Source organism: Streptomyces diastatochromogenes (assembly GCF_002242805.1).
GTDB lineage: Bacteria > Actinomycetota > Actinomycetes > Streptomycetales > Streptomycetaceae > Streptomyces > Streptomyces diastatochromogenes.
This window is the reverse complement of the sequence record NZ_MCGQ01000006.1, coordinates 4,438-31,285: the sequence shown is the minus strand read 5'-3', so window position 1 is coordinate 31,285 and position 26,848 is coordinate 4,438. Positions and strand designations below refer to the sequence as shown.

The following is a 26,848-nucleotide window of genomic DNA, read 5'->3' as shown; positions in this document are numbered from 1 at the left end:
GCCCTGGGGTGGAGGCCGAACCCCACCCAGCGATAGAGGCGCCGTTCGTGCCGCAGGACGACGGCAGGGCCGGATGCCACCGGAGAAGGTGATGCCATGACGATGCCACCGCTGCCCGAACCCCTGCCCCACCACCGACTGGCCCGGCTCTCGGTGCGCCACCGCTGGTGGCGCCCGCTGGTGGGGACGTTGGTCGTGGCCGTGGTCTACATGATCGCCGTGGGCGTCCTCTACGTCGTCCTCGAGGAGTTGGGCTCCCGGAAGGGGTACCCCGAGGGCCCCGACGGAGCGGTGGAGTTCGGTCCCGTGTCGGGCACCGCCGTGGACCTGCTGCTCCTCGCCGTGGCGACCCCCGTCGTGCTGCTGGCCGTGCGCTGGATCGGGCAGCGGCCGGCGGGCACGGTCTCGTCCGTGACCGGGAGGCTCAGATGGCGCTGGCTGATCCTGTGCATGCTGACGGCCCTGCCGATCGTCGCCCTGGCGATGGGCGGCATGTTCCTGCTGCCCGCCGACGGCGACGAGGAGTTCCGGTGGGCGGGATGGGCGGTCTTCGGGCCCGCGCTCGCCATGCTCGTCGTACTGGTTCCCGTGCAGGCGGCCGCCGAGGAGTACGTCTTCCGGGGCTGGCTGACGCAGGCCGTCGGCGCCTTCGTGCGCTCGCCCTGGTTCGCGTTCCTGCCCCAGGCCGTCCTGTTCGCCGCCGCCCACGGCTGGGGCACTCCCTGGGGATTCACCGACCTCGTGGTGTTCGGGGTCGCGGCGGGCTGGCTGACCTGGCGGTCGGGCGGTCTGGAGGCGTCCATCGGGCTGCACACGGTCAACAACCTCCTTGCCTTCGCCGGCTCGGCGGCCACCGTCGACGGGCTCAGGAGCGACGAGACCGCGGCGGACGCGTCCTGGCCGCTGGTCGCTCTCGACGTCACGAGCATCGCGCTGTACACGGCGGCCGTGGTGTGGCTGCTGCGCCGCCGCCCACAGGCCCGGACCGCCCCCGCACCGCTCCCGCCCGGCCCGCCACCCGCCTTCGCCACCCCGTACGCACCCGTCACGGGCACTCCCGCGACACCGCCCTGGGCAGGCCGACCGACACCCGGCACACCTGTTCCGCCCCCGTATCCCGGCACACCTGTTCCGCCCCCGTATCCCGGCACACCCGTTCCGCCCCCGTACCCCGGCGCCGAAGCGGGCGCCGCCGACCAGCCGTGAGCGGCCCCTGCCGGTGCGCGCATCGGCACCGGGCCGTGCGGAACCGCAGGGCCCGGACCGCGACCGCATCCGGTCGATAGCCTGCTGACACGACCGACGTGCGCAACAGTGAGGTGAGAGATGCGGTTCACCACCCGGCCCACCCTTCAAGGCACCTTCGGCATGGTGTCCTCCACCCACTGGCTGGCCTCCCAGTCGGCGATGGCGGTCCTGGAGGGCGGCGGCAACGCCTTCGACGCGGCCGTGGCCGGCGCGTTCGTGCTGCACGTGGTGGAGCCGCACCTGAACGGGCCCGCCGGCGAGGTGCCGATCCTGCTCGCCCCGGCGGGCGGCGAGGTGCGCGTGCTGTGCGGTCAGGGCGTGGCCCCGGCGGGCGCGACGGTCGCGCACTACCGGGGGCTCGGGCTGGACCTCGTACCCGGCACCGGACCGCTCGCGGCCGCCGTGCCCGGTGCCTTCGACGCCTGGCTGCTGCTCCTGCGCGACCACGGCACCAAGTCCCTCGACGACGTCCTGAAGTACGCCATCGGGTACGCCGAGCACGGGCACGCGCCCGTGGAGAACGTCGGCGCGACCGTGGAGAGCGTCCGGGAGCTGTTCGAGACCGAGTGGACCTCCTCGGCCCAGGTGTACCTGCCGGGCGGCAGGGCACCCCGGCCCGGGGAGCTGCTGCGCAATCCCGCGCTCGCCGCCACCTGGAAGCGGCTGCTCGCCGAGACGGCCGGGGCCGGCGACCGGGAGGCGCGGATCGACGCCGCGCGCGAGGTGTGGCGCTCCGGCTTCATCGCCGAGGCGCTGGTACGGCAGTCCCGGCGGCCCACCCTGGACACCAGCGGCGAACGGCACACCGGCACCCTCACCGAGGCCGACCTGGCCGGCCGGTCGGCGAGCTACGAGGCGCCGGTGACGTACGACTGGAACGGCTGGACCGTGTGCAAGGCCGGCCCCTGGAGCCAGGGCCCCGCCCTCCTCCAGCAGCTCGCCCTGCTCCCGCCCGAGCTGCCCGCCCACGGCTCGGCCGACTACGTCCACCTGCTCGTCGAGGGCTGCAAGCTCGCCATGGCCGACCGCGAGGCCTGGTACGGGGACGCGGCCGAGGTGCCGCTCGCCGAGCTGCTGTCGGACGGCTACAACGCCGGGCGGCGGGCCCTGGTCGGCGCCAAGGCGTCGTACGAGCTGCGCCCCGGCAGCCCCGGCGGACGCACCCCGCGCCTTCCCGAACAGGCACGCGCGCGCGTGGAGGCCGCTCAGGGCACCGGCTTCGACCCGATGGGTGCGGGCGAGCCGACCGTCGCCGAGCACCGTGTCGCCGCCGACGGCAGCACCCGGGGCGACACCTGCCACCTGGACGTCGTCGACCGCTGGGGCAACATGATCGCGGCCACGCCGAGCGGCGGCTGGCTGCAGTCCAACCCCGTCGTGCCGGAGCTGGGCTTCCCGCTCGGCACCCGGCTGCAGATGGCCTGGCTGGAGGAGGGGCTGCCGAACTCCCTCACCCCCGGCCGCCGCCCCCGCACCACCCTCACCCCGTCCCTGGCGCTGGGCGACGGCGTCCCGGTGCTGGCGTTCGGCACGCCCGGGGGCGACCAGCAGGACCAGTGGCAGCTGCACTTCCTCCTCGCCGCCGTCCTGCGCGCCCCGGTCCGCGGCGGCCTCGACCTGCAGGGCGCCATCGACGCCCCGAACTGGCACAACGACAGCTTCCCCAGCTCCTTCTACCCGCGCGGCCGCCGCCCCGGCAGCGTGACCGTGGAGTCCCGCATGGACGCGGACGTGGTCGAGGAGCTGCGGCGGCGCGGCCACGACGTCACCGTCGGCCCCGGCTGGTCGGAGGGCCGCCTGTGCGCGGTGGCCCGGGACCCGGAGACCGGCGTCCTGTCGGCCGCGGCGAATCCGCGCGGGATGCAGGGGTACGCGGTGGGCCGCTGACGAGCGGTCCGGCACCGGTTCTTCATCCCGATTCCACCCGGCATCCACCGGACGGGCGGGGATTGTCAGTGGTGCGTGTTCTCATGGGGGGCATGACGCAAGACACGGAAACCATCGACGAGTTTCTCACCCGCTGCTCGGGCGACGTGGAGGAAGCGGTCCGCAAGGCGGCCGCTGCCGAGATCCTGCCCCGCTTCCGCCGCCTCGCCGACCACGAGGTGGACCAGAAGAGCGGACCGCACGACCTGGTGACCGACGCCGACCGGCTCGCCGAGCGCCAGCTCACCGAAGCCCTCGGGGCGCTGCTGCCCGGCTCGGTGGTGGTCGGCGAGGAGGCGGTGCACGCCAACCCGGCGACGTACGAGGCGATCCAGGGCGAGGCGCCCGTCTGGATCATCGACCCGGTCGACGGCACCCGGCAGTTCGTGCACGGCGACGACGGCTTCTGCACCCTGGTCGCACTCGCCCACCGGGGCACGGTCCTGGCCTCCTGGACCTACGCCCCCGCCCGCGACCAGCTCGCCACGGCCGTCCGCGGCCGGGGCGCCTTCCTCGACGGCGAGCGGTTGTTCGCGGGCCCGCCCGCACCCGGCCGCGACCTCACCGTCGCCACGTCCCACCCCGACTTCACCACCGACGAGCAGAAGCACGCGCTGCGCGCCCTGTGGACCGACGGCCTCGCCCCGCGCCCCTGCGGCTCGGCGGGCCTGGAGTATCTCGCCATAGCCCGGGGCGAGTTGGACGCGGTCGCGTTCTCCTGGGAGGCCGCCTGGGACCACGCGGCGGGCCTGCTCCTGGTCGAGGAGGCGGGCGGCGCCCACCTCACCCTCACCGGCGAGCCGTTCCGTGTGACCGGCGCCAACGCGCTGCCGTTCACCGCCGCCCGGGACGCCGCCACCGCCCGCCGGATCGTGGACGTGCTGCGTACGGGCGCCTGAGCCACCCGGCGCCGGGGAGTGTCGGTCCCCCGGCATATCCTGAACCTGAGTGGCCATCGGCTGACGAAGGGGTCCGAAGGTGCCGTCGATGCTCGATGCGGTCGTGGTGGGTGCGGGACCGAACGGACTGACCGCTGCCGTGGAGCTGGCCCGCCGGGGCTTCTCGGTGGCCCTGTTCGAGGCGCGGTCCACCGTCGGCGGCGGCGCCCGCACCGAGGAGCTGACCCTGCCCGGCTTCCGGCACGACCCGTGCTCGGCCGCCCACCCCCTCGGCATCAACTCGCCCGCGTTCCGCGCGCTGCCCCTGGACCGCTACGGCCTGCAGTGGCTGCACGCCGACCTGCCCATGGCGCACCCGTTCCCGGACGGCACGGCGGCCGTGCTGGCCCGTTCCGTCGCCGAGACGGCCGCCTCCTTCGGCCCGCGCGACGCGGGCGCGTACCGCAGGCTGGTCCGGCCGTTCCTGCCCAAGTGGGACACGCTCGCCCGGGACTTCATGTCCCTGCCGCTGACCGCGCTGCCGCGCGACCCGGTCACCCTCGCCCGCTTCGGCCTGGCCGGGCTGCCGCCCTCCACGGTGCTGATGCGCCGCTTCCACGACGAGCGGTTCAAGGCCCTCTTCTCCGGCCTCGTCGCCCATGTCATGGCCCCGCTGAACGGTCTGGCCACCGGTGCCATCGGCCTGGTCTTCGCGCTGGCCGCGCACGCCCGCGGCTGGCCCGTGGCCCGCGGCGGCTCCCAGGCGATCTCCGACGCCCTCGCCGCCTACTTCCAGGACCTCGGCGGCGCCGTGCACACCGACTACGAGGTCAAGCGCCTGGACGACCTGCCGCCCGCGCGCGCCTACGTCTTCGACACCTCACCCGCCGCGCTCGCCCGCATCGCCGGCTTCGGCGGCTACTACGACCACTACCGCTACGGCCCCAGCGTCTTCAAGATCGACTACGCGCTGGACGGCCCGGTCCCGTGGACCGCCCCCGAGGCCCGGGTCGCCGGTACCGTGCAGATCGGCGCGAGCAAGGCCGAGATCGGCACCGCCCTGCGGGCCGCGTCCCGCGAGGGCCGCGCCCCCGACAAGCCGTTCCTGATCACCGTCCAGCCCAGCGTCGCCGACCCCAGCCGCGCCCCCGAGGGCAAGCACGTCTTCTGGGCGTACGGCCACGTCCCCAACGCCTGGACCGGCGACCTCACGGACGCCATAGAACGCCAGCTGGAGCGCTTCGCGCCCGGCTTCCGCGACCGGATCCTCGCCCGCGCCACCGCGGGCCCGGCCGAGATGGCCGCGCGCAACGCCAACTACGTCGGCGGCGACATCGCCTGCGGCGCGGCCTCAGGACTCCAGCTCCTGCTGCGCCCCAGACTGTCCCTGTTCCCGTACCACACCCCCCATCCGGCCGTCTTCATCTGTTCCTCGGCCACCCCGCCGGGACCCGGCGTGCACGGCATGTCGGGGCACAACGCGGCGAAGGCCGTGTGGAGAAGACTGAGGCAGACATGACCACCATCACCCTCGTCCAGGGCGATATCACCCGGCAGAGTGCCGACGCGATCGTCAACGCGGCCAACTCCTCCCTGCTCGGCGGCGGAGGTGTGGACGGCGCGATCCACCGCCGCGGCGGCCCCGCGATCCTGGAGGACTGCCGCAGGCTCCGCGCCTCCCACTACGGCAAGGGCCTGCCCACGGGCCGGGCGGTCGCCACCACGGCGGGCAACCTGGACGCCCGCTGGGTCATCCACACGGTGGGTCCGCGCTTCACCCGCGAGGAGGACCGCTCGGAGTTGCTGGCCTCGTGTTACCGGGAGTCGCTGCGCGTGGCGGACGAACTCGGCGCCCGCACGGTCGCCTTTCCGGCGGTCTCCGCGGGCATCTACGGCTGGCCGATGGACGACGCCGCCCGGATCGCCGTCGAGACGGTGCGGGCGACGGAGACGTCGGTCGAGGAGGTCAGGTTCGTCCTCTTCGACGAGCCGGCGTACGAGGCGTTCGCCCGGCAGGTCGGCTGACGGAACGCGGTTGCCGCCAGGCGCCGGACCGTACGGGCTGAACAGAGTCGCCCTGTTATCGTGCGCCGATGTCATCGATCAAGCAGTTCCAAGTCACCTTCGACTGCGCGGAACCTGAGCGCGTCGCTCGGTTTTGGTGCGAGGTGTTGGGGTACGTCGTACCGCCGCCACCGAAGGGGTTTGCCACTTGGGACGATTTCGATCGCTCGCGGCCGCCTGAGGATCAGGGTTCATGGTTCGCCTGCAGTGATCCCTCAGGTGTGGGCCCGCGACTGTTCTTTCAGCGCGTTCCCGAAGGCAAGGTCGTCAAGAACCGGGTGCATCTTTGCGTGCGGGTCGGCACCGGCCTCGTGGGGGAAGAGCGTCTCGCCGCGCTCGAAGCCGAGTGCGCACGGCTGGTCCCGCTCGGCGCGGTACGCGTGCGGCTGCTGTATGACGGCAACGATTCGTGCATCGTGATGCAGGACATCGAGGGCAATGAGTTCTGTCTCGACTGAGCGTCCTCCGAGCCGGCGAGGTCGTGAAGTCGGGTGATGCCAGGACAGGCAGGCGAAGGGGGAGTGGCCTGCCTGCCCTGGCTCGCGATACCCGCCCGCTGGTCAGGGGCAGGAGGGATATCGCCGGCCCTGGGGAGGGGTCATCCCCTACAGCGCAGCGGGCGGCCAGGGTGTCACCCGGGGGCAGGAGGCCGGGGCGGTGTCAGTCGCTTCCTGTGTGCAGCAGGGTGCCTTCGGCGCGTTCGCCGTGTTCGCGCAGCGCGATCCGGGCCAGCTTCGTCAGCATCATGCCGTTGCGGATCCGGACGATGTAGTCGACGGGGAGTCCGTGCATCCGGGTGCCGGGGCCGCGGAGGGGGTGCCAGTCGAGGACGAAGAGGGTGTGCTCGCCCCAGGGGATCAGGTTCATGGCGATGCGGGCCGCGCCGAAGGGATCCGCCTTCGCCTCCAGTTCCAGGCGGTGCCGCGGCTCGCAGACGCGGACGACGCAGGTGTCGTCGAGCGTCAACGGGCCGGCGCCGACCCGGACCCGCAGGCGCGCGCCCACGGCCGGCCAGTGCGGGTCCGCCGCGAGGACCTGTTGGGTGCCGGTCACCCACTCCCCGTAGCGATGGCCGTCGGAGAGCAGGCTCCAGACCTCGGACGGCGAGCTCAGGATCAGACGACGGTTCCGGGCCACGCCGACCACGCTCCTTCTGGAGGATGGGGACAAGGGAGGCGCCCTCCCGACACTAGCGGCGCGGTACACCACGGGCATCCGGAGGCACAGTGCTTGACGCCGTCCTCGTTACCGGTGATCAGGCAGCCGCCGACGCGGCCGTAATAGGCGTACCCAGCCGTACTCTCTCAAGTCGGGCCAGATGGCGGTGCTCCGGTCGATCAGCCCGGTCCACTGCGCCATGAACGTGCAACCCCGAACACCGGTAGGCCGGTGGCGCGGCCGGTCAGGGATGCCGCGCGGGGTCGCGGACATGCTCGTACGGTGAAAGGCTCGAAAAAGGACGCCCTTGTCATCCGTACGGGCGTGTGCCTGAGGAGGTTGAACCGATGACCACCGCCGCAGAGATCATGCATTCCGGGGCCCAGTGGATTCCGGCGACCGAGACCCTCGACCGGGCCGCGCAGTTGATGGCGCGCCTGAACGTGGGTGCGCTGCCCGTCAGCGACGCCAACGAACGACTGTGCGGCATCGTCACGGACCGTGACATCGTCGTGCAGTGCGTGGCCAAGGGTCGTGACCCGTCGAAGGTGACGTGCGGAGACCTGGCCCAGGGCACGCCGCGCTGGATCGCCGCGGACGCGACCGTGGAGCAGGTGCTGGACCAGATGGAGACGCACCAGATACGCCGGCTGCCGGTGATCGAGAACAAGAAGCTCGTCGGCATCATCAGCGAGGCCGATCTGTCCAGGCACCTGACGGACCGCCAGATCCACGACTTCGTCGAGAAGGTCTACGCCTGACGCCGACCGGGCTCAGCCCAGGAGCAGGCGCTTCTGGCTCTCGAACTCCTCTTCCGTCAGCACATTTTGTGCCTTCAGGTCGGCCAGCTGCTTGAGCTGGTCGATCCTGTGGGTCATCTCGTCGGGAGCGGCGGGCTGCGGTGCGGGAGGAGCGGGCGGCGGCGCCTGCTCCTGCGGCTGCTCGTAGGCCGGCCGCTGCTGCTGTTCGTAGTCCTGCTGCGCCCATCGCCCCGCCTGCCGCCGCGAGACGCGGTTGGACACGGCGGTGGCGGTTCCGGCGACGACGGCGGTGCGTGCGACGCCCCGAAGCAGTCCAGGCATGTTCGGTCATCTCCCAGGGGTCGGTCCGCCCGTTCGGGCGACCGGTGTCGGTACGGCTGTTTCAGGCGACTGCGGAGCCGCCGAGGGGAGCCGTCTACTCCGTGGCGTCCAGGGACGCCAGCAGGGCCTGCACCGGGATACGGCCGCTCGCCACGAGCTGGGCGCCGCTGCGCCTGAGCGCGCGGGCCAGGGGAGCGGCCCACACGTTCTCGTACACCAGCACCGCGGCCGAGTTGCCGGGCTCCAGCGCATTGCCGGCCTCGTCCAGGTCGCCCTGGTCCAGCACTCCGGCCGAGGCGCCCTCGAAGACGGTCAGATCGACCTCGTCACCGAGGTCCCGCAACTCCAGTGCGACGACCGAGCCGTCGGTCTCCTTGCGGAGGAAGGCGAGGTCGATGATCCGGACGAGGCCGCGCTCGACCAGATCCACCAGCAGGGGGAACGCCTCGCCCGTCATACGGTTGCCGGGGAACTCGATGACCAGGTAGTCGACGGGGCCCATTTCTTCGATGTCGTTCATGGCCACTCCTCGGGAACGGGGGCCGTCCGCGCAGCTCGTTGGCAGCGCCCCCGCGTCGGCGGTCGTCAGCCCTCCCGGCCATTCCAGCACGCGCCCCAGTGCCTCGCACATCCGCGCACGACGCCCTCTCCGCCCCGGCCTCCGGGTGCCGCCGGGTGCCCCGGCCGCCACTCTGGTCGGAGGGATCGGAAGGAGAGGAGCGCCGAAGGGACATGAGCTACGCCATGCGACGGTCGTACCGCCGAAGCGCGCTCCCGGGACCCTGATGGCGCGGCGCGGGCACGGCAAGCGGCGTCCCGGGCCGGGGTGGTGGAAGCGACGGACCACCGCGCTCACCACCCGGGCGAAGTCGCTGCACCGAGACGCGGAGATCCGGTTCCCCGTCGTCACACATCTCGCGGACCGCATGGTGTCCGTGAACATCTTCGACTCCGCCACCCGGCTGGCCGCGCAGTGCTTCCTGACCGCCGTCCCGCTGCTGTTCGTGGTCGCGGCCTATGCTCCGAAGCCGCTCAGGCAGCAGCTGTCCAATTCCGTGCACTCGCTGCTGGGCCTGACGGGTGCCGCCCAGACCCAGTTGGAGCAGGCGCTCCAGCCGACCACACAGGATCTCCGGCAGGCCACGGGCATCGTCGGCGGACTGATGGTGCTGCTGTCGGCCACCGCTGTCAGCCGGGCGATGCAACGGCTGTGCAAACGCGCCTGGGAGATCCCCAGGGCGGGCACCCGCGTCGCCCCCTGGCGCTGGGTGGCCTGGCTGGTCCTGTGGCTCGGCGCGCTGCTCGTCCAGGGTCCGATGCGCGACGGGTTCGGCCTGGGCCCCTGGCTGGGCATCCCCCTCATCCTGATCACCGCGGTGGGCCTGTGGTGGTGGACGCAGCATCTGCTGCTCGGCGGCCGGATCCCCTGGATGCCCCTGCTGCCGGGCGCCGTCATCACGGCGGTCGTCGTGACCGTCCTGACGAGCACCGCGCCGCTGTACATGCCCCGGGCCCTCAACCGGGCCCTGGCCGAGTACGGCTCCCTCGGTTCCGTGTTCCTGCTGCTGTCCTGGCTGATCGTGGTCTGCGTCGCGGTCGCCATCAGCATCAGCGTGGGCGCCGTCGCCGCACAGGAGCCCGCGCTGGCGAAGCGCCTGGGCAGCCCGCCGCCGCGGTGGAGCCGGGAGATCTAGGGGCTGTCCGACCCTTCCGGCCCGCCCTCCGAGCGGACGACCGGAATGTGACAACAGGCTCTAAGGCGTCCTCCATTCGGCCTGCCCAGCGCGCGGGGTGCCCGTGGGGCTGACGCAATGGGGGTTCAGGCACCCACACCGCGCCGGAGGCACAGTGACCGAGCCGCCCGCCCCGCACCCCCCGAGCCCGGACCACGAGCCCACGGCCGGCGGCGCAGCAGGGGCGCGTCGGAGCGGGGGCGGGGCGGCCGCGCGCGCCGCGCGCGGCACCGCCTCGGCCGTACTGATCGTGCTGACCTGCATCCTCGTGCCCGTCGCCCTGCTCGCGGTCTGGGTGGAGGACATCGCCCTCGACACCGACCGGTACGTGTCCACGGTCGCCCCGCTGGCCACGGAACCCGCCATCCAGGACGCGGCGGTCCACCGGATCACCGAGGCCGTGGGCGCCCGGGTGGACGGCCCGCAGGTCGCCTCCGACATCGCGACCTGGCTGCAGTCCCAGGGGCTGCCGCCCCGCGCCGCCGACGCGCTCAAGAGCCTGGGGCCGCAGATCGACTCCGCCGTGAACCAGGCGGTGACGAAGATCGCCACCCGTGTGGTCGAGAGCGACCTCTTCGCGACGACCTGGCGGACCGCCAACCGCGCCGCCCACCAGGCTGTCGTGCACGCCCTGACCGGCGAGGGCCGGGGTGCCTTCGGGGTCAGTGACGGCGAGGTCACCCTGAACGTCGGTACGGCCGTCGACGAGGTGAAGAAGGAGCTGGTCGACGCGGGTCTGAAACCCGCCGAGAAGATCCCGGACGTGGACAAGCAGATGGTGCTCTTCCACTCCGACCAGCTCGCCAAGGCCCGTAAGGGCGCGCACCTGCTCGACATCGTCGGGAACTGGTTCCCCGTCCTCGTCGTCGTCCTCGGCGCCCTGGGAGTCTTCCTGGCCCGTGACCGACGCCGGGCCCTGGCACGCACCGCCCTGGGTGCCGCCTTCGCCTGCCTGGTGGTGGCCGTCGCGCTGGTCGTGGCCCGCCGCTACTACCTGGACCACCTGCCGCCCCAGGTGCAGTCGAAGGCCGCCGCCGCGGCCGTCTTCGACACCCTGCTCCGGTTTCTGAAGGTCAGCCTGCGGACGGCCGTCGTCCTGGGCGTGGTCATCGCGCTGGGTGCCTACCTCGTCGGGCCGGGCCGCCTGCCCGTGGCCGTCCGGGGCGCCTCCGAGAACACCGCGGACTCCGCGGCCCGGTGGGCGGCCGCCCACCACGTCCGCGCCGGGCGCGCCGGCACCTGGGCGCTGGCCTACCGCCGGGGCCTCACCCTCGCCGCACTGCTGGTCGTCGCGCTCGTCTTCGCGCTCTGGAACCACCCGACCGTGCTCACCATCCTGCTCCTGGTCGTCGTCCTGCTCGCCGTCCTGGCCGTGCTCGCGCTGCTCGCCGCGGGCGGCCGCACCGAGCGGGATGCTACTCGTCCGGCGGAGGGTCCGTCCGCTGACCGGTCTTGACGGGAAGCGCGGGGCCGCTGGCGGTCGCGCCGAGCGGGAGGCGATCCGACTGGCGCCGAATGTGTCCGCCGACCGGCCCTGACCCGAAGCGCGGGTGGGCTGTCGCCGGCTGTACTGAGCGGGAGGCGACCCGACTGGCGCCGGATTCGTCCGCCGACCGGCCTTGACGGGGAGCGGTGGGCTGCTGGCAACCGTACCGTGCGGGAGGCGACCCGACTGGCACCGGATCCGTCCGCCGACGGGCCCTGACCCACAGTGCGGGCGGGTTGCGGGCGGTCGCGCGGTGTGGGACGTGACCCGTCCGGCGCCGGATCCGTCCGCCGGCCGGCCGTGATGAGAACCGGGGGCGAGCTGCTGGCGGCCGTACCGAGGGGGACGTGACCCGCCTGGCGCCGCATCCACCCGCCGACCGGTCCCGACCCACAGCGCCGGCGGGCCGCCGGCGGCCGTACCAAGCGCGACGCGCCCCGACCGCCGCCGCATTAACCCGCCGACCAGCCCTGCCCCACAGCGCGGGCGGTCCCCCGGCCGCCGCACCGAGCAGGACGCGCCCCGACCGGCGCCGCATCCACCCGCCGACCAGCCCTCCCCCACAGCGCCGGCGGCCCGCCCGACCCGCGTGAACTGCGCAGGATCGCGAAGGCTGCGATGCTGATCGAGTGGAGCGTCGTCCAGTGCTTCACGGAGCGTGGTGGTGACCCAGTGGCCACGAGCAACGGGAACACGCGCGGACCGGCCGTCGCTGCCGCCGATCCGCTGGGCGAGCCGTTTCTGCAGACGCGGCTCGCGCCGCCGGGCAGGCCGGCCACCTTCCTGCGCCGCTCTCGGCTGCTCGAACACCTCGACCAGGCCCTCGACACGCCGCTGACGATGGTCAACGGCTCGGCCGGGGCGGGCAAGACCCTGCTGGTCGCGGACTGGGCCGCCGGGCTCGGGCAGCCGGTCGCCTGGTTCACCAACGAGGCGGGGGACCAGGGCGCCGGCGTGTTCTGGGCCTATGTGCTGCACGCCCTGCAGGCCGCCGGCGTACCGCTCTGCGCCGACATCGGCTGCCCCGCGGACGCGAGCCGGGTGGACCACAAGCTGCTGGCACGGCTGGCGGACGAACTGAGCGGCCATGACCGGCCCGCGATCCTCGTGCTGGACGAGTTCGACCGTCAGACCGCGCCCCAGACCGCGGAGCAGCTGGAGTTCGTCCTGCACCACGCCGGGCCCGGACTGCGGCTGATCCTGGTCACCCGTACCGAACCGCTGCTGCCGCTGCACCGCTACCGGGCGGCCGCGGCGATGACCGAGATCCGCGACGCCGAGCTGGCCTTCACCCCCGACGAGGCGGCCGACCTTCTGGAGCTGCACGGCCTGCGGCTTCCGGCCGAGGCCACCCGCGCCCTGGTGGAGCGCACCCGGGGCTGGGCCGCAGGACTGCGCCTGTGCGCCATGGCCGCCCGGGAGAGCGAGGATCCCGAGGCGTACCTCAGGGAGTTCGAGGCCGGCCGGAGCGCGGTCGCCGACTTCCTCCTCGCCGAGGTGCTGAAACGGCAGACGGCCCGCACCCAGGACCTCCTGCTGCGGGTCAGCGTCGTGGACCGCTTCTGCCCGGCGCTCGCGGAGGCGCTCACGGGCCGCAGCGGTCTCGAACCGGTGCTGGCCGGGCTGTACCGGCAGAACGCGTTCGTCGAGGACGTCGGGCACTCGTGGTACCGGCTGCATCCGCTGTTCGGTGAGATCCTCCGGGCCCATCTGCGGGCGCGCCACCCGGGCCTCGAACCGGAACTCCACCGGCGGGCCGGGCAGTGGCTGCGGGCCACCGGGGCCCTGCCGGAGGCGCTGGCGCACGGCGCCGCCGCGGGCGACTGGGAGTTCACCGCCGGCGCCTTCGTCGACGACCTCGCGATCGGGCAGCTCTTCACCGGCCTGCGCGCGGACGACCTCGCCGAACTGTTCGCCCGGATGGGGCCCGAGGTCACGGGCGCGGCGCCGGATGTCGTACGGGCCGCCCGCGACCTGGCCGAGCACGATCTCGAACGCGGCCTGAACCATCTGCGCCTCGCCGAGGAACACCTGGCCGAGGAGGCGCTCGATCCCGCGCTCCGGTTGAGCTGCGTACTGCTGGAATCCCTGGCGGCCCGGCTGACCGGCTCTCCCTCCCGGGCCGAGAAGGCCGTGGCCACGGCGGAGGAACTGCGCCACGAGGTCCCGGCCCACCTGCTGGACAAGCACCCCGAACTCACCGCCCTGCTGCTCACCCATCTGGGGTCGGCCCGGCTGTGGGCCGGCAGCTTCGACGAGGCGCGGGCCGCCCTGTCCGAGGTGGCCGGCTGCCCCAGCGGCGTCGCGACCGCCCTGCCCCGCCAGGACTCCCTCGGACACCTGGCGCTGATCGACTACCTGAACGGCTGGCTCGGCAGGGCCGAGCGCAAGGCGCTGGCGGCCCTCAGCGAGACCGAGCAGTTCGGTCTGCACCGGCCCCCCGGCGCGGATCTCGGGCGGCTGGTGCTGGCCGCGGTGGCCGTCGACCGCGACGACCTCGGGCAGGCCCAGGCCCTCCTGGAGGAGGCGGCCGACTCCGCGCCCGCCGCGCTCGACCCGGTGACAGCGGCGGGCAGATCCCTCGTGGCGGCCCGGCTGCTGCTGGCGCGGGGCGACCCACGGGCCGCCGCGGCGGCCGCCGACCCCGCCGTCCCGGCCGACGTGGCCTCCCCGTGGGCCGAGGTCCACACGGCCCTGGTCACCTCCGCCGCCCATCTGGCCGAGGGCCGGCCGGACACCGCCGCGAAGGTGCTGGACGACGTGCCCTACGGCACCGAGCCGGCGTACGCGGCGGAGCTGGCGTGGGCCCAGCTCGCCGCGGGCAACCGGGACGCGGCGCTCGACCTGGTGGACCACCTGCGCACCCGGAGCCGTACCGGCCCCGGGGTGAGCGTCTGTGCCGCGCTGGTGCGCGCCCGCGCCGCGCAGGAGGCCGGGGACGAGGCCACCGCCCGCAAGCTGCTCGCCCGGGCCCTGCTGGAGGCCCGGCGGGAGCGGCTGAGACGCCCGTTCCTCGATGCCGGACCGCGTCTGAGGCACCTGCTGGACACCCCGCCGCTGCAGAGCCTCGCCGCGGGCTGGCTCACCCCCGGCGGCCCCGCTCCACGCGCGCCCGAGGAGCGTGCGCCGCTGGTTGTCGAGGAGCTGAGCGGACGCGAGCGCGAAGTGCTGGTCCGGCTGGCCCAGATGATGTCCACGGAGGAGATCGCCGCCGACCTGTACGTCTCCGTGAACACCGTGAAGACCCACCTCAAGAGCGTCTACCGGAAGCTCGGCGTGAACCGGCGCGGCGAGGCGGTACGGCGGGCCCGTGAGCGCGGGCTGATGTGAGGCGAGGTGGCGGCGTGGCACATTGGCGAGCCCTGATGGTGCTCGGGACGGCCCAGTTCCTGATGGTCCTGGACACGTCCGTCATGAACGTCTCCATCAGCCAACTGGTCGAGGACTTCCACACCGAGGTCACCTCGATCCAGGCCGTCATCACGCTGTACGCGCTGGTGATGGCCGCATTCATGATCATCGGGGGCAGGCTCGGCGACATCCACGGCCGCCGTCGCCTGTTCCTGCTCGGCCTGGTCGTCTACGGCATCGGGTCCGCCCTGACCGCCCTGGCGCCCACTCTGTGGGTCCTCGCGCTGGGCTGGTCCGTCATCGAGGGCCTCGGCGCCGCGATGGTGCTGCCGGCCATGGCGGCCCTGGTCGCCGAGTCCTACCGGGGCAGGGACCGGGCGGTCGCCTACGGCGTGATCGGCGGGCTGGCCGGTGCCGGCATCGCCGTCGGCCCGCTGCTGGGCGGCTGGGTGACGACGTATCTGACCTGGCGGCTGGTCTTCGCCGGCGAGGTCGTGGTCGTCGTCGCCGTCCTGTGCTGCCACCGGGTGATCGGCGAGGCCGCGCGGACCGGACCGCCGCCCCGGCTGGACGGCGTCGGTGCGGTGCTGTCGGCGGCCGGACTGGGGCTGGGCGTGCTCGGGGTGCTGCAGAGCAGCACCTGGGGCTGGGTGAAGCCGCGTAACCCGCCCTTCACCGTCCTCGGCTTCGCACCCACCCTCTTCGTCGTCGCCGCCGGGGTGGCCGTCCTGGCCCTCTTCGTGCACCGGGACCGCCGACGCGAGGCCACGGGCGCCGACCCCCTGGTGCACCTGTCCCTGTTCCACGTACCGCCCCTGCGGTCCGGTCTGCTGACCCTGCTGAGCCAGAACCTGATCCTTCTGGGCCTCTTCTTCGCCATCCCGCTGTATCTGCAGGTGGTGCAGGGCTTCGACGCCTTCCAGACGGGGCTGCGGCTGCTGCCGGTGTCCGTCACGATGCTCGTCACCTCCCTGACCGCCGCCCGCCTCGGCCGGACCGCTGGGCCGCGCCGGGTCGTACGGCTGGCGCTGCTGATGCTGGCGGCGGCCATCTTGTGGCTGCTGGCCACCATCGATCCGGTCATCGACGACGCGCAGTTCGCCGGGGCCATGGCGGTGCTCGGCATCGGCATGGGACTGCTCGCCTCGCAGCTGGGCAACGTCGTCCAGTCCAGCGTGGGCGAGGCGGAACGCAGCGAGGTCGGCGGCCTGCAGTTCACGGCGCAGAACCTCGGCTCGGCGCTGGGCACCGCGTTCATCGGGTCGATCCTCATCGGCGCGCTGGCGCACGCGTTCACGGCGCAGGTGCAGGACAACCCCCGGCTGTCGGACGAGGCGCGACAGCAGACCGGTGTCGCCCTGGAGGCGGGCGTCAGCTTCGTGCCCACCGACCAGGTGCGCTCGGCGGCCCAGCAGGCCGGACTGCCGCCGTCGGAGGTCGACGCCGTCACGGAGTCGTACGCCGAGGCACAGCTCGACGGCCTCAAGGCGGCGATCCTCGCCACCGGCGGGATCACCCTCGCGAGTCTCCTCGTCACACCCCACCTGCCGACCGCGCCGGCCCGGCGCCCCCGGCCGTCGCAGGGCGGCGCCCCGGCCGACGCCACCGAGTGAGTGCGAAAGGCGACGGCGATGTCCTCGACCGACGACACCACAGTGCGGGCGGGCCGTACCGCGCGCCGAGCCCACGCCGACTACACGGGCGCGGTCTACGGGTCGATGCTCGCCGCGTCCGTGGTGATCGGCGCCGGCAGCCTCGGTCACTTCCCCCGGCTGCAACTGGTGGTGCTGCTGGTGCTCACCGGCCTCGTCTTCTGGGTCGGGCACGTCCATGCGCAGCTGTTCGGCGCCCGCCTCGCGCAACGGCCCCTGGACCGCCCGACGATCCTGCGGGTGTGCCGTGAGGAGTGGCCGATCGTCGAGGCGGCCGTCCCGCCCGCCCTCGCCGTCGCCGTGAGCCCGCTGCTGGGCCTGGACGTCGAGGGTGCCGTCTGGCTGGCGGTCGCGGTGGCCGTGGCCGGGCAGGTGGGGTGGTCCGCGGCCGGGGCACGGCAGGCGGGGGCCTCCTGGCGGCTGGTGTCGGCCACCGCCACGATCAATCTGCTGCTCGGCCTGGTGATCATCTCGTTCAAGATCGCCCTCACGCACTGAACCCGGCCCCCGGATCACCTGCGCCGGGTGAGGCCGCGCGACGCCGTGCGGAGCAGCATCGCAAGAAGACCGCAGCAGGCCCGCGGCGGGAGAACGGCACATGCGCTACGAGATCCGTATCGATGGACTCATGTCGGAGACGCTCACCAAGGCCTTCCCGGAGCTGGACCACGTGAGGATGTCCGGGCAGACGGTGCTGTTCGGGCGCGTCATCGACGAGGCGCATCTCTACGGTCTGCTGACCCGCTTCCAGTCGCTGGGGCTGCGGGTCGTCGAGATGCGGCAACTGCCCGAGTGACCCTCACGGATCTCCGCAGTGACGCTCACGGATCCGCCGTAGTCACCTTCGCCGCTCCACTCTCACAGCTCCGCCACCTTGATCCGGCCCGAGCGCGCCGCCTCGCCCAGTGCCGCGAAGTCCCGCTCGTTCTGGTCCGCGTACGCCTGCGCGAAACCGGTCAGGGCACGGTCGAAGCGGTCGCCGCCGCCCAGGTACGCGGCGAGGGCGACGGGATCTCCGGAGCGGGCGTGGGCCCGGGCCAGCGAGGCCCCGCACACCTGGCCGAACAGGTTCAGCAGAGCCGGCTCCATGGTGTCCGGCCGGGCGATGCCCTTCCAGTCGCGCAGCTGGCGTACGTAGAAGTCCCGGTCACGCCCGTCGAAGCCCACCACATGCGTCCAGCCCAGGAAGATGTCGCTGGTGGTCTGGATGAGCCGCTGCCCGGTGACCACCCTGCGGCCCTGGTTGTCGTACCGTTCGCCGCCCGTGTGCGCCGCGAGCACCGACTCCTGCGCCTCCTTGGCCTGCAGCAGCAGCGGATCGTCGTCGTCCCGGCCGAGCAGGAGCAGGATCCAGCACCGGGTGCCGACGCTGCCGACGCCCACCACCTTCCGGGCCAGGTCCACCAGCCGGTAGCGGCGCAGCAGGTGCCGGCGGTCCCAGGGCAGGGTGCGCGCGTACCCCTCCAGCAGCGTCTGCAGCTCCTTGTCCTCGCCCTCCCGGGTGGTCCGGTCCTGCAGATCCCGCAGCGGGATGATCAGCGGCGGGTCCGCGGCGATCCGCCGGCCCTCGGGCGTGCGCCGGGTGAGCTGGGCAAAGGCCTGCAGCGAGGTGCGGGTGCGGGCGCGCGCGGTCGCCTCGGCGGTACGGCGCCTGCCCTTCTTGTCCATCGCGTAGGCCAGCAGCGCGCGCATCTGGTCGGCGTCGTCCTGGGCGTACCAGACGTCCAGCGTGCGCATGCCGGCGAACTCCCGCATCCGCTCCCGGTAGGCCCGTACGCACGTGCGCACCGCGTCGTCCTGCTCCCTGGCCGCGAAACCGTTGGCGCGGGCCGCGATGACGAAGCTGGCCGCCAGCCGTTTGACGTCCCACTCGAACGGCCCCGGAAAGGTCTCGTCGAAGTCGTTGATGTCGAAGACCAGATGGCGTTCCGGCGAGGCCAGCAGCCGGAAGTTCAGCAGATGGGCGTCTCCGCACAACTGCACCCGGAGCCCGGTGTCGGGCAGCGGGCCGAGGTCCGTCGCCATGACCGCGGCCGCGCCCCGGTAGAAGCGGAACGGGGATTCGAGCATGCGGCCGTAGCGGATCGGCACCAACTCGGGCAGCCGCGTGGCCGACTGCCGCTCCAGCACCTCGATCACATCGGGCCGGTCCGGCGCCGGCGCGAACACGCCATGGCCCGAACGCGGGGCACGCGTACGGGCGTTGCGGCCGTGGGCCGCTCGGTCGGCCAGTGCCGCAGAGCCGGTGAGGGCGTTCGGTGCGGTCATGATCCAGCCTCCTGGTCCGGCGGCCCGCCGTCCGCTCCCGGAACCGGCTGCCGCGGCGGCGGGAGGACCGCGGGCCGTCCGCCCGTGGACCCACCCCACCGCCCCGGCCGGGTGCAGGGATCACCCGTGGTGGGTGACCCGGCGCACCGGCCGGGCGCGGCACGCTGTCCCGGTGAGGGGTTGCACACGCCGCCCCCGCCGGCGGTCCGGAGGCGACCCGTTCGATCGCGCGAGGAGGAGCCATGACCGAGTCGCGTGGTCCGGCACCGCGTACCGGACCGCCACACCTGTCCGCCGGGACGGCAGCCGGCCCCGGGGACGCCCTGACGGCGCTCGCCGGGTCGTGGACCTGGATCCTGTGGTCGGCCGTGGTCACGTTCGTACCGGGTGTGCTGATCCTCGTCTGGCCGGACGAGACGCTGCACGTCCTGGCCGTGGTCATCGGCCTCTACCTGCTGCTCGCCGGCGCGCTCCGGTTCGTCATGGCCTTCGCCCGCGAGGGACACGGCGAACGGCTCGCCGGACTGCTGATCGCGGTCCTCTACGTCCTGGCCGGCGTGCTCTGCCTGCGCAACCCGCTGCAGACCATCACCGCGCTGTCGCTGATCGTCGGGCTCGCCTGGCTGGCGTCCGGCATCGTGACCCTCTACACGGCGATCGCGGCCGAGGACCTCCCGCACCGTGGTGTCGTCCTGGCCGCGGCGGTGCTCGGCATCGTCGCCGGGATCGTGGTGCTGGCCCTGCCCACCGAGTCGGCCCGGGTGCTGACCCGGCTGCTCGGTCTGTGGCTCGTGCTGCTGGGCCTGGTCGAGCTGGCGGTCGCCTTCTCGTGGCGGCACGCGCTGCGCAGAAGCGGCGTGCTGCCGGGCACCTCCGACTCGGCGGAGTGAGCGGACGAGCCCTGTGGGTGAGCCGACGAGCCCTGCGGGGTGAGCCGATGAGCCCTGCGGGGTGAGCCGACGAGCCGCCTCACCGCCGTCGTCACCCCCCGCCGTCACCCGCCACGATCACCCGCCTCGGGTGAGGCCGCTCCGCCCTCGCCGTGTGCACGCTGAAAACGGCAGAGACCGGCCTGGAGGAGCTTTACCGGGCCGGTGCCCCGGACGGAGGAGAGAGCATGAGCGCGCAGAACTACCTCGCGTACGACTATCCGCTGCTGAGCGCCTTCTGGACGATGCTGTGGTTCTTCCTGTGGATCCTCTGGTTCGTCCTGCTGTTCCGGATCATCGTCGACATCTTCCGGGACGATGACCTGAGCGGCTGGGCCAAGGCCGGCTGGACGCTCTTCGTGATCTGTCTGCCCTTCCTGGGCGTCCTCGTCTACGTGATCGCCCGCGGCAAGGGCATGGGGAAGCGGGAGATCGCGCAGGCACGGGCACAGCAGCAGGCCTTCGACTCCTACGTCCGGGAGACCGCGAAGAGCGGCGCCCCGACCAGCAGCGTCGACGAACTGGCCAAGCTCTCCGAGATCCGGGCCCGCGGCGACATCACCGACGACGAGTACCGCAGGGCCAAGGAGCTGGTCCTCAGCGGCGCCGGACCGGCACAGCGCCCCGGCTCCACACCCACCTCGTCCGGACACTGAGCACGACCCACGGATACGAATCGAGGCAGCCTCATGGCCGCGACACATCCCACACGCCCCACCCAGACGACGCGCGCGGCACGCACGCACACCGCCAAGCAGCAGTGGGCGGGCGGCCTGACGGCCTTCGCGGGCGTCATGCTCCTGCTCGCCGGACTGCTCGGTGTGTTCCGGGGCATCATGGCGATCGCCCATGACAACGTCTTCGTCACGACCCCCAACTACGTCTTCAAGTTCGACCTCACCAGCTGGGGCTGGATCCACCTGGTCCTCGGCGCGCTCGCCGTCGTCGTCAGCTTCGGCCTGGTCCGGCCGGCGCCCTGGGCACGCGTCGCCGGTGTGGGCATCGCCGGGCTGGTGATCATCGCCAACTTCCTGTCCCTGCCCTACGCCCCGGTCTGGTCGGTCGTGATGATCGCGCTGTCCGGCTTCATCATCTGGGCCCTGTGCGTGGTCCAGGGGGAAGAGTCCGCCACCGGTTCATAGAGTTCGCCACCAGCTCATGGAGAGAACCCGCAGCTCCCGGCGGTAGGAGAATCATGGACCGCTATCCGCCCATCGCCGACCACGGCATGGTCGGCGACCTCCAGACAGCGGCCCTGGTGTCGTCCGACGGAACCGTCGACTGGTGGTGCACTCCCCGCTTCGACTCGCCCAGCGTGTTCGCCTCGCTCCTCGACAGCGAGCGCGGCGGACACTGCCGGCTGGCGGCGGATCTCCCGGACGGGAACGGCGACGGCATGTCCGTCCGGCAGCTGTATCTGTCCGACACGGCCGTCCTGATCACCCGGTTCATGGGACCCGGCGGCGTCGGCGAGGTCGCCGACTTCATGCCACCCGTCGACGCCCCGGCGCCCACCGACCGGCACCGCCTGATCAGGGTGGCCCGGGTCGTGCGGGGCAGCCTGCCCTTCGCCTTCGCCTGCCGGCCGCGCTTCGACTACGGCCGCGCCCCGCACACGCTCGGCCTCCTCGACGACCACGCGGCCGTCCTGCGTGGCCCGGGCCAGGATCTGCACGTCCGGTCCACCCCCGGGATCCTCCTGCGGGCCGACGGCGACGACGTCACCGCCCACTTCACCCTCTCCGCCGGACAGGCCGCCGCCGTCGTCCTGACCACCACGGCGGAGGGCGGCCAGGCCCCGCCCGCGCCGTCCCTGTACGACATCGCCGAGGACGTGGAGAAGTGCCGCCAGTTCTGGCTGACATGGCTGCGCTCCTGCACGTACCGCGGACGCTGGCAGGACATGGTCAACCGCTCGGCGATCACCCTCAAGCTGCTCACCTACGCGCCGACGGGTGCACCCATCGCCGCGGCCACCATGGGACTGCCCGAGCAGATCGGCGGCGAGCGTAACTGGGACTACCGCTACACCTGGGTCCGGGACGCCTCGCTGTCCGTCGGGGCCCTGATCGAGCTGGGCTTCGAGGCGGAGGCGTTCGCCTTCCGCCGCTGGCTGCGCGACCGGGTCGAGGCGGGCGGCACCGCCTCGGGCGACCCGCTGCAGATCATGTACCGGGTGGACGGCGACCCCCACCTGACCGAGGAGATCCTCGACCACCTGGAGGGCTACCGGGGATCACGGCCGGTACGGGCGGGCAACGCGGCCGCCGACCAGCTCCAGCTCGACATCTACGGCGAGGCCTGCGACGCCCTGGCGGTCGGCGGGGACATCGGGGCGGTGCGCGGCTGGAAGGCGCTGAACAGCGTTCTGGACTGGCTGGCCGACCACTGGGACCGGCCGGACGAGGGCATCTGGGAGACCCGCGGAGGCCGGCAGAACTTCACCTACAGCCGGCTGATGACCTGGGTGGCGTTCGACCGGGGCATCCGCGCGGCCACCCGGTTCTCCCGCCCCGCCGACGTCGCGCGCTGGGCGGCCGCCCGGGACGGGGTCTTCCGCCAGATCACCGAGCGGGGCTGGCACGAGAAGCGGCAGGCGTTCGTGCAGCACTTCGACACCGACGTCCTGGACGCCTCGCTGCTGCTCATGCCGCGGGTCGGTTTCCTCTCCCCGCACGACCCGGACTGGATCAGCACCCTGGACGCCATGGACGAGGAACTGGTCAGCGACAGCCTGGTCTACCGGTACGACCCCGCGGCCTCGCCCGACGGACTGCGCGGCTCCGAGGGCACGTTCAACCTGTGCAGCTTCTTCTACGTCGAGGCGCTCGCCCGCAGTGGCCGGCTCCACCAGGCCCGGCACGCCTTCGACAAGATGCTCACCTACGCCAACCATGTCGGCCTGTTCGCCGAGGAGATCGGGCCCTCGGGCGAGCAACTCGGCAACTTCCCGCAGGCGTTCACCCATCTCTCCCTGGTCACCGCGGCCATGGCGCTCGACGAGGAGCTGGGCCGGGCCACGACACGGCCCGAGACCGGCGGCACCCGGCACCCCGTCGTGCACGGCCTCACGGCGCCCCTCGAAACCACGGGCGGGGGCACCGGAGGTGGCTGACCGGGCAGGGCCGACGCAGGCGCCGCCGGGGCAGCGGCGGGTACTCGCCGCGCTGGCCCTCGCCCAGTTCATCTGCAGCTTCGCCGGCTCCAACATGAACGTGATGATCAACGACATCAGCAAGGACCTGGACACCACCGTCCAGGGCGTCCAAGTGGCCATCACCGTCTTCCTGCTGGTCATGGCCGCGCTGATGATCCCCGGCGGCAAACTGACCGACCGCTACGGCCGCAAGCGGTGCTTCGTCGTCGGTCTCGTCGTCTACGCCGTCGGCGCGCTGCTGAGCGCGGCGGCACCGGGACTCGGCGTCCTCATCCTGGGCAACTCCATCCTCGAAGGAGTCGGCACCGCCCTGCTCATCCCGCCCGTCTACATCCTCACCACACTGCTCTACCGCGACCTGACCTCCCGCGCCCGGGCGTTCGGGATCATCATGGCGCTGGGCGGCATCGGGGCCGCGGCGGGACCGCTGATCGGCGGGCTCATCACGACCGCCATCAGCTGGCGCGCGGCCTTCGTGTTCCAGGCGCTGGTCATCGCGGTGATCGTCTGGCTGAGCCGCCGTATCGAGGACCCCCTGCCCCCCGACCCGACCCGCTCCTTCGACACCACCGGAGCGATCCTGTCCGCGGCGGGCCTGGTCCTGGTCGTCATGGGCATCCTGGCGGCGGACAACAACATCTGGCTGATGATCGCCCTGATCGTCCTCGGCGTCCTCGTCCTCGCGTGGTTCTTCCGCTCGGCGCGGGCCAAGGAAGAGGCAGGCCAGGAACCGCTGCTCTCGCTCAGCCTGTTCCGCAACCGCACCTCCAACCTCGGACTGGTCACGCAGAACGTGCAGTGGCTGCTGCTGATGGGAACGTCCTTCACGGTGGCCGCCTACCTCCAGGTCGTCCGCGGCTACGACGCCATCCAGACCGGAGTGATCTTCACGGCGGCCACGCTCGGCCTGCTCGCGTCGTCGCTGTCCGCCGAGGCCCTGGCGCGCCGGCGGTCCCAGCGGACGCTGATCATGACTGGCTTCGTGGTCTCTGTCGTGGGCGTGGCGGTACTGGTCGGCCTGGTCGGCGGCTACTCCACCGCCTGGGCCTTCGTCCCCGGGCTCCTCCTGATCGGGCTCGGCCTGGGCGTGATGCTGACCCCGTCGGTGAACGTCGTCCAGTCGGCCTTCCCGGAGGAACAGCAGGGCGAGATCTCCGGCCTGTCCCGCAGTGTGTCCAACCTCGGCTCGTCCTTCGGCACGGCGATCGCCGGCACCATCCTGGTCTCCGGCCTGAGCAAGGGCGCGTACGCCGCCGCGATGATCACGCTGGCGGTGATCGGCCTCGGCGGCCTTGCCGCGGCGGCGCTCCTCCCACGGAAGCCGGGCGGCCCGGCGACCCGCGACACCCCTGCCACGGCACCGGGGACCCACGCCTAGGGCTCCGCCGGACAGGACCCGGACCCGCTCCCGGGTGCGCTGCCCAGGTGCGCGCGTGGCATCATCGGCCGAGGTAAGGACCGTAGCCGTACGTAGCCGATGACGCCCGTATGCGGTCGCAGGCAGTCGTACAAGGAGCACGATGAACCCCACCGCCACCGTCCCGCCCGCGGTGGGCACCTCGCTGCTGGACGACTTCTCCCTGGAGATGACCGGCAAGGACGTGCCGAAGCTGGAGGAGGCGCACGCGGGCATACCCCGGGGCACGCGGATCAACGTCACCTTCCTCGCCGGCGAGGACCCCGGCATGCGGTTCGCGGCCGCCCGCGCGGTCAAACGGCTCGGCTTCGTCCCCGTCCCGCACATCTCCGCCCGCCGGCTGCCCTCGCAGCGGCACCTGGAGGAGTTCCTGGCCGGCCTGGCCGCGGACGGCACCGCCGAGAACGTCTTCGTCGTCGGCGGCGACCCGGCCCGCCCCGAGGGCCCGTACGAGGACGCCCTCGCCGTCATCCGCACGGGGCTGCTCCAGCGGCACGGCGTACGGCACGTCGGCATCAGCGGCTATCCGGAGGGCCACCCGGCGATCACCGAGCACTCCCTGTGGTCGGCGCTCGGCGACAAGAGCGCGGTGCTCGGGGCGCAGCGGATCGCGGGCGACGTCATCACGCAGTTCGGCTTCGACGCCGACCGGGTGCTCGGCTGGGTGGAGGACGTCCGCGCCCGGGGCGTCGGCCTGCCCGTCCGCATCGGCGTCCCCGGCCCGGCCGGTGTGCGCCGGCTGATGACCTACGCCACCCGCTTCGGCGTCGGCACCAGCGCCTCCATCGCCCGCAAGTACGGCTTCTCGCTGACCAACCTCATGGGCACGGCCGGCCCCGACCGCTTCCTGCACGCGCTCGCCCAGGGGTACGACCCCGCGCGGCACGGCGAGGTGAAGGTGCACTTCTACACCTTCGGCGGCCTGCGGGCCACCGTGGAGTGGATCGCCCGCTTCCGGCGGGGAGACCGGGAGGGCTGACACGGGGCGGGCTCTCGCTTTCTGTTCGGTATTTCGGCGGCATGCCGGTGGGTCGGTGGCCAGTTCTGATCGGTGGGCGCGTGGCGCGGCCGGGCGCCCGGGACCCGGCAACCTCCCTGCTTGTTGCTCTTGCGCTGCTCATGCCATAGCTCTATAACGTCTCCTGCAGGTATCGGCGGGGATGGCCGGAAATGGCAGTAGCCGCCGACCAGGGGGGATCCTCGGCTCCGCCGCGATCGGCACCAGTGCCCGCAGACCGACGGAGACCGAACCATGACCGACGACGCCTATCGCGCTGCCCTGACCCGGCTGGCCGTAGACCCGACCTTCCGTGCCGAACTCGACGGCGACACCGACGCGGTGGCGCGAAGACTCGGCCTGTCGCCCGCGCAGGTCGCCGAACTCCGCTCCCTCCGCGTCGAGTCCGGCACCGACGGGGGACCGGCCGCACTCGACCCACGGCTGTCCAAGTCGTCCCTGTTCTTCGGCAGCGCGGCGCATGCGCTGGCGCACCACGACGTCCCGGCGGACCACGCCGTTCCGGCCGACCACTCCGTTCCGGCGGACCATGTCTCCGCCGACCACTCGTCCGACCTGTCCGGTCCCGCCGAGGGCCAGGAGGACGACAGCGGCCACGCGGTGGCCTCGACCGGTTCCCACAGCCTGCTGGGCGGCCCCCTGCTGGACCAGTCGCCTGCCGAAGTGGCCGGCGGGCCGGGTGAGTTCGGTGGCTTCGGCGATTTCGGTGACTTCGGCGGGTTCGGCGAGCACGGGAACGAGGGGCCGGGCGCGGACTTCGCCGGCGGAGCCGAGGGAGGCTTCGGCGACTTCGGCGCCGGGGGCGACGGCGGGTTCGGCGGCGGCGACGGGGGCGGCTTCGGCGGGTTCGGCGGGGCTGACGGTGGCTTCGGCGGCGGTGCCGATGGCGGGTTCGGTGGAGCGGACGGCGGCTTCGGGGACGGTGGGCTGGGCTCCGGTGGGTTCGGCGGCCATGGCGGCTTCGGGGACGGCGGCTTCGGCGACGGTGGCGCCGGTTCCGGTGGGTTCGGCGACGGTGGGTTCGGTGACGGCGGCGTCGGTTCCGGTGGGTTCGGCGACCTGGGCGGACACGGCGGCTTCGGCGGGGAGGGCGGCGGCGACGCCGGTCACTTCGGCCACGGCGGCATCTACGACCGCGACGGCGACGGCGGCGGTGACAGCGGCGGCGGTGGCGGTGAGGGCGGCGGCGAGAGTGGTGGTGACTCGGAGAACGGTCGCCGTCCCAGTGGCGGTGGTGAGCCCGGCGGCGGTGGTGAAGGCGGCGGCGGTGGTGGTGAAGGCGGCGACGGGGGCGGCGGTGGATCGGAGAACGGTCGGCGCCCGAGCGGTGGTGGTGAGCCCGGCGGCGGTGGTGAAGGCGGCGGCGGTGGTGGTGAAGGCGGCGACGGGGGCGGCGGTGGATCGGAGAACGGTCGGCGCCCGAGTGGTGGCGGTGAGCCCGGCGGCGGTGGTGGTGAAGGCGGCGACGGGGGCGGCGGTGG

General features: G+C 73.0%; 23 protein-coding genes and 1 pseudogene. 20 read left to right on the top strand and 4 right to left on the bottom strand.

Features of this window, described 5'->3' with window-relative positions; translation table 11 throughout:
* The first annotated feature begins 96 nt into the window (after positions 1–96).
* The 6 genes from BEK98_RS03650 (at position 97) to BEK98_RS03625 (ending at position 6,574) form a co-directional block, all read left to right on the top strand.
* The gene (locus BEK98_RS03650) at positions 97–1,206 is read left to right on the top strand and encodes a CPBP family intramembrane glutamic endopeptidase (RefSeq protein ID WP_094214895.1); all 1,110 of its coding nucleotides are present in this window, start codon (positions 97–99) and stop codon (positions 1,204–1,206) included.
* A gap of 120 nt (positions 1,207–1,326) precedes the next feature.
* Positions 1,327–3,135, top strand: a complete 1,809-nt coding sequence (locus BEK98_RS03645) for a gamma-glutamyltransferase family protein (RefSeq protein WP_094214894.1) — start codon at positions 1,327–1,329, stop codon at positions 3,133–3,135.
* Between the two features lie 92 nt (positions 3,136–3,227).
* Positions 3,228–4,073 (top strand): inositol monophosphatase family protein, encoded by an 846-nt coding sequence (locus BEK98_RS03640; RefSeq protein ID WP_094214893.1) that lies wholly within the window; start codon positions 3,228–3,230, stop codon positions 4,071–4,073.
* 88 nt (positions 4,074–4,161) lie between these two features.
* Entirely contained in the window at positions 4,162–5,571 is a 1,410-nt protein-coding gene (locus BEK98_RS03635) for a phytoene desaturase family protein (protein WP_094214892.1), read from the top strand.
* A complete protein-coding gene (locus tag BEK98_RS03630; RefSeq protein WP_094214891.1) occupies positions 5,568–6,077 on the top strand; it encodes an O-acetyl-ADP-ribose deacetylase in 510 nt (169 codons plus the stop codon). Before BEK98_RS03635 ends, BEK98_RS03630 begins: the two co-directional genes overlap by 4 nt.
* A 68-nt stretch (positions 6,078–6,145) precedes the next feature.
* Positions 6,146–6,574: a VOC family protein gene (locus BEK98_RS03625; RefSeq protein ID WP_094214890.1), complete on the top strand. Its 429-nt coding sequence runs from the start codon at positions 6,146–6,148 to the stop codon at positions 6,572–6,574.
* 202 nt (positions 6,575–6,776) lie between these two features.
* Here BEK98_RS03625 and BEK98_RS03620 read toward each other — a convergent pair whose 3' ends face one another.
* Complete coding sequence (locus BEK98_RS03620; protein ID WP_094215051.1) at positions 6,777–7,253, bottom strand: SRPBCC family protein; 477 nt, start codon at positions 7,251–7,253, stop codon at positions 6,777–6,779.
* 368 nt (positions 7,254–7,621) lie between these two features.
* On the opposite strand from BEK98_RS03620, the gene BEK98_RS03615 reads away from it, so the two are divergent.
* The gene (locus BEK98_RS03615; RefSeq protein ID WP_094214889.1) at positions 7,622–8,035 is read left to right on the top strand and encodes a CBS domain-containing protein; all 414 of its coding nucleotides are present in this window, start codon (positions 7,622–7,624) and stop codon (positions 8,033–8,035) included.
* A gap of 12 nt (positions 8,036–8,047) precedes the next feature.
* Here the strand turns inward: BEK98_RS03615 and BEK98_RS03610 are convergent, their stop codons facing one another.
* Both BEK98_RS03610 and BEK98_RS03605 read right to left on the bottom strand, forming a co-directional pair.
* On the bottom strand, positions 8,048–8,356 hold the full coding sequence (locus tag BEK98_RS03610) for an SHOCT domain-containing protein (protein WP_094214888.1): 309 nt from the start codon (positions 8,354–8,356) through the stop codon (positions 8,048–8,050).
* Positions 8,357–8,450: 94 nt separating this feature from the next.
* Positions 8,451–8,876: a DUF6325 family protein gene (locus tag BEK98_RS03605; RefSeq protein WP_244201725.1), complete on the bottom strand. Its 426-nt coding sequence runs from the start codon at positions 8,874–8,876 to the stop codon at positions 8,451–8,453.
* Between the two features lie 265 nt (positions 8,877–9,141).
* On the opposite strand from BEK98_RS03605, the gene BEK98_RS03600 reads away from it, so the two are divergent.
* From BEK98_RS03600 to BEK98_RS03575, 6 genes are all read left to right on the top strand, one after another.
* Entirely contained in the window at positions 9,142–10,050 is a 909-nt protein-coding gene (locus BEK98_RS03600) for a YhjD/YihY/BrkB family envelope integrity protein (protein ID WP_094214887.1), read from the top strand.
* Between the two features lie 154 nt (positions 10,051–10,204).
* Complete coding sequence (locus BEK98_RS03595) at positions 10,205–11,545, top strand: SDR family oxidoreductase (RefSeq protein WP_094214886.1); 1,341 nt, start codon at positions 10,205–10,207, stop codon at positions 11,543–11,545.
* A gap of 648 nt (positions 11,546–12,193) precedes the next feature.
* Positions 12,194–14,905 (top strand): winged helix-turn-helix domain-containing protein, encoded by a 2,712-nt coding sequence (locus tag BEK98_RS03590; protein WP_208642993.1) that lies wholly within the window; start codon positions 12,194–12,196, stop codon positions 14,903–14,905.
* A gap of 14 nt (positions 14,906–14,919) precedes the next feature.
* Positions 14,920–16,539 (top strand): MFS transporter, encoded by a 1,620-nt coding sequence (locus tag BEK98_RS03585; protein WP_094214885.1) that lies wholly within the window; start codon positions 14,920–14,922, stop codon positions 16,537–16,539.
* An 18-nt stretch (positions 16,540–16,557) separates the two neighbouring features.
* Positions 16,558–17,076 carry a hypothetical protein gene (locus BEK98_RS03580; protein ID WP_094214884.1) on the top strand — a complete coding sequence of 173 codons (519 nt, stop codon included), beginning with the start codon at positions 16,558–16,560 and terminating at the stop codon, positions 17,074–17,076.
* 100 nt (positions 17,077–17,176) lie between these two features.
* Positions 17,177–17,374, top strand: a complete 198-nt coding sequence (locus tag BEK98_RS03575; protein ID WP_094214883.1) for a hypothetical protein — start codon at positions 17,177–17,179, stop codon at positions 17,372–17,374.
* Between the two features lie 62 nt (positions 17,375–17,436).
* Here BEK98_RS03575 and BEK98_RS03570 read toward each other — a convergent pair whose 3' ends face one another.
* The gene (locus BEK98_RS03570; RefSeq protein WP_094214882.1) at positions 17,437–18,846 is read right to left on the bottom strand and encodes a DUF2252 domain-containing protein; all 1,410 of its coding nucleotides are present in this window, start codon (positions 18,844–18,846) and stop codon (positions 17,437–17,439) included.
* Positions 18,847–19,088: 242 nt separating this feature from the next.
* Here BEK98_RS03570 and BEK98_RS03565 point away from each other — a divergent pair, with 242 nt between their 5' ends.
* From BEK98_RS03565 to BEK98_RS50800, 7 genes and pseudogenes are all read left to right on the top strand, one after another.
* Positions 19,089–19,736, top strand: coding sequence for an HdeD family acid-resistance protein (locus BEK98_RS03565; protein ID WP_094214881.1), 648 nt, complete (start codon positions 19,089–19,091; stop codon positions 19,734–19,736).
* 227 nt (positions 19,737–19,963) lie between these two features.
* Positions 19,964–20,431: an SHOCT domain-containing protein gene (locus BEK98_RS03560; protein ID WP_094214880.1), complete on the top strand. Its 468-nt coding sequence runs from the start codon at positions 19,964–19,966 to the stop codon at positions 20,429–20,431.
* 33 nt (positions 20,432–20,464) lie between these two features.
* Positions 20,465–20,917 (top strand): DUF7144 family membrane protein, encoded by a 453-nt coding sequence (locus BEK98_RS03555; RefSeq protein ID WP_094214879.1) that lies wholly within the window; start codon positions 20,465–20,467, stop codon positions 20,915–20,917.
* A gap of 53 nt (positions 20,918–20,970) precedes the next feature.
* Positions 20,971–22,890 (top strand): glycoside hydrolase family 15 protein, encoded by a 1,920-nt coding sequence (locus BEK98_RS03550; RefSeq protein WP_094214878.1) that lies wholly within the window; start codon positions 20,971–20,973, stop codon positions 22,888–22,890.
* On the top strand, positions 22,883–24,310 hold the full coding sequence (locus tag BEK98_RS03545) for an MFS transporter (protein WP_208642992.1): 1,428 nt from the start codon (positions 22,883–22,885) through the stop codon (positions 24,308–24,310). The genes BEK98_RS03550 and BEK98_RS03545 overlap by 8 nt, the downstream gene beginning before the upstream one ends.
* Before the next feature lie 142 nt (positions 24,311–24,452).
* A complete protein-coding gene (locus tag BEK98_RS03540; RefSeq protein ID WP_208642991.1) occupies positions 24,453–25,328 on the top strand; it encodes a methylenetetrahydrofolate reductase in 876 nt (291 codons plus the stop codon).
* Between the two features lie 273 nt (positions 25,329–25,601).
* Positions 25,602–26,848, top strand: a pseudogene (locus BEK98_RS50800) (hypothetical protein); the annotation flags it as partial.

Excerpts from the sequence above, each read along its gene's own strand:
- BEK98_RS03565 (WP_094214881.1), top strand. The coding sequence starts at position 19,089 with ATGACCGAGTCGCGTGGTCCGGCACCGCGTACCGGACCGCCACACCTG.
- BEK98_RS03575 (WP_094214883.1), top strand. The coding sequence starts at position 17,177 with ATGCGCTACGAGATCCGTATCGATGGACTCATGTCGGAGACGCTCACC.
- BEK98_RS03625 (WP_094214890.1), top strand. The coding sequence starts at position 6,146 with ATGTCATCGATCAAGCAGTTCCAAGTCACCTTCGACTGCGCGGAACCT.
- BEK98_RS03590 (WP_208642993.1), top strand. The coding sequence starts at position 12,194 with ATGCTGATCGAGTGGAGCGTCGTCCAGTGCTTCACGGAGCGTGGTGGT.
- BEK98_RS03550 (WP_094214878.1), top strand. The coding sequence starts at position 20,971 with ATGGACCGCTATCCGCCCATCGCCGACCACGGCATGGTCGGCGACCTC.
- BEK98_RS03580 (WP_094214884.1), top strand. The coding sequence starts at position 16,558 with ATGTCCTCGACCGACGACACCACAGTGCGGGCGGGCCGTACCGCGCGC.
- BEK98_RS03635 (WP_094214892.1), top strand. The coding sequence starts at position 4,162 with ATGCTCGATGCGGTCGTGGTGGGTGCGGGACCGAACGGACTGACCGCT.
- BEK98_RS03615 (WP_094214889.1), top strand. The coding sequence starts at position 7,622 with ATGACCACCGCCGCAGAGATCATGCATTCCGGGGCCCAGTGGATTCCG.
- BEK98_RS03610 (WP_094214888.1), bottom strand. The coding sequence starts at position 8,356 with ATGCCTGGACTGCTTCGGGGCGTCGCACGCACCGCCGTCGTCGCCGGA.
- BEK98_RS03645 (WP_094214894.1), top strand. The coding sequence starts at position 1,327 with ATGCGGTTCACCACCCGGCCCACCCTTCAAGGCACCTTCGGCATGGTG.
- BEK98_RS03540 (WP_208642991.1), top strand. The coding sequence starts at position 24,453 with ATGAACCCCACCGCCACCGTCCCGCCCGCGGTGGGCACCTCGCTGCTG.
- BEK98_RS03570 (WP_094214882.1), bottom strand. The coding sequence starts at position 18,846 with ATGACCGCACCGAACGCCCTCACCGGCTCTGCGGCACTGGCCGACCGA.
- BEK98_RS03605 (WP_244201725.1), bottom strand. The coding sequence starts at position 8,876 with ATGAACGACATCGAAGAAATGGGCCCCGTCGACTACCTGGTCATCGAG.
- BEK98_RS03560 (WP_094214880.1), top strand. The coding sequence starts at position 19,964 with ATGAGCGCGCAGAACTACCTCGCGTACGACTATCCGCTGCTGAGCGCC.
- BEK98_RS03555 (WP_094214879.1), top strand. The coding sequence starts at position 20,465 with ATGGCCGCGACACATCCCACACGCCCCACCCAGACGACGCGCGCGGCA.
- BEK98_RS03640 (WP_094214893.1), top strand. The coding sequence starts at position 3,228 with ATGACGCAAGACACGGAAACCATCGACGAGTTTCTCACCCGCTGCTCG.
- BEK98_RS03650 (WP_094214895.1), top strand. The coding sequence starts at position 97 with ATGACGATGCCACCGCTGCCCGAACCCCTGCCCCACCACCGACTGGCC.
- BEK98_RS03600 (WP_094214887.1), top strand. The coding sequence starts at position 9,142 with ATGGCGCGGCGCGGGCACGGCAAGCGGCGTCCCGGGCCGGGGTGGTGG.
- BEK98_RS03630 (WP_094214891.1), top strand. The coding sequence starts at position 5,568 with ATGACCACCATCACCCTCGTCCAGGGCGATATCACCCGGCAGAGTGCC.